Annotated in this window: 3 protein-coding genes; all 3 read right to left on the bottom strand. The window is 74.3% G+C overall.

From position 1 onward, the window contains the following. The coding region (locus ACLEQD_RS43545) for a PAS domain-containing protein (protein WP_410391815.1) at positions 1 to 524 on the bottom strand (524 nt) is incomplete at its 3' end. Continuing rightward, positions 521 to 763: a SelB C-terminal domain-containing protein gene (locus ACLEQD_RS43540; RefSeq protein ID WP_410391814.1), complete on the bottom strand. Its 243-nt coding sequence runs from the start codon at positions 761 to 763 to the stop codon at positions 521 to 523. The genes ACLEQD_RS43540 and ACLEQD_RS43545, both read right to left, overlap by 4 nt. Before the next feature lie 2 nt (positions 764 to 765). After that, positions 766 to 1,336 (bottom strand): DNA/RNA-binding winged helix domain-containing protein (locus tag ACLEQD_RS43535; RefSeq protein WP_410391813.1); only part of this gene is annotated, 571 nt, incomplete at its 5' end.

Raw genomic sequence — 1,336 nt, 5'->3', positions numbered from 1 at the left:
AGCCGCGTGCCGTCCCAGCGCAGGATGCGCGCCCGGAAGCCCGCGGCCTCCAGGCCCGCCAGCGCCACGCGCCGCACGCCCTCCTCCGAGCGCGCGGACACCAGCCCCGCGGACGTGTCCACCAGCCGCTCCGCCACCCCCAGCTCCATGGGCCGGTCCGACATCACCATGCAGCTGAGCAACAGGGCGAAGCGCCCCCCCTCCAGCCGCAGGGGGTTGGCCTGCACGTACACCTCGCCCGGCGCGCCGTGGACGCTGAGCACCTTGTAGAGCTGCGGACGGCCGTCCAGCGGCGCGCCCGTGGCCAGCCGCTGGAAGCGGTCCCCCATCCGGCTGCGCTCCTCCGGCTGCACGAAGTCCAGGAAGGACCGGCCCTCCACCTGCTCCAGGGGCAGCCCCAAGAGCCGCGCGTACGCGGCGTTGGCCACCTGGACGCGCCCCTCCGCCTCCACCACCAGCATGGGCTGGGTGAAGGGCTCCACCAGGGCGCGCAGCTCCCGCTCGCTGTAGACCTTGGGACTCATCCGCGACGCAGCACCCGTTTGTCCCCCACCCTCAGCGTGACCTTCTCCCGGTCGAAGTACTCCGACAGGGGGATGGTGAACTTGCGGCTCTGGCCCACCAGCTCCTTGAAGCCCTGCGTGGTGATCTCCTTCTGGTCCTTCAGGTACGTCACCAGCCGGCCGCGCAGCTCCTCCAGCGCGGCCGCGTCGAAGCACAGCTCCTCGCTCACCCGCACGCCCACGCCCGACGCCACCAGCACCTTCAGCAGCTCCTGCAGCTTCGCGGGCGGAAGCGCCAGCTTCCGCGCCAGCTCCGTGGCCGTGGGCGGCGCGAGCCCCGCCGCGGACAGCTCCGCGGACAGCGCGTGCGCGCGGCCTCGTCGCCCAGCGTCAGCGTACGGCCGCGGCCCCGCAGGCGCACCAGGTCCTTCTCCGCCTCCACGCCGCCCGCGTCCACCAGCGCCTGCACCACGCGCTGGAACAGGCGGCCGTCCAGCTGGGCGGAGAGCCGCTGGCGGAGCTCCTCGCGCGACAGGCCGTCCCGCATGGGCTCGCGCTCGTGGAACGCGGCGAGCAGCGCGAGCGAGCGCTGGCGCAGGCCCTCGAAGACGTCCTGCGCCACGTAGAGCCGCCGGTCGCGGTCCACCAGCAGCACCTGCCCCTTCGCGCCCAAGAGCTCCAGCGTGCGCGCCAGCACCTTCGGCGACAGCCCCGAGCGGCCGAACAGCTCCGGCTGCGTGAGCCCCGCGTAGCCCGCCTGCCGCAGGAGCCACGCCACCTGCCCGGCCGCGTCCGCCTCCAGCAGCGGCCGCACCACCGAGGACGCCCCCTTG

This window comes from Corallococcus sp. 4LFB (genome assembly GCF_046520365.1).
Lineage (GTDB): Bacteria > Myxococcota > Myxococcia > Myxococcales > Myxococcaceae > Corallococcus > Corallococcus caeni.
This window is presented reverse-complemented; position numbering and strand designations above follow the sequence as displayed.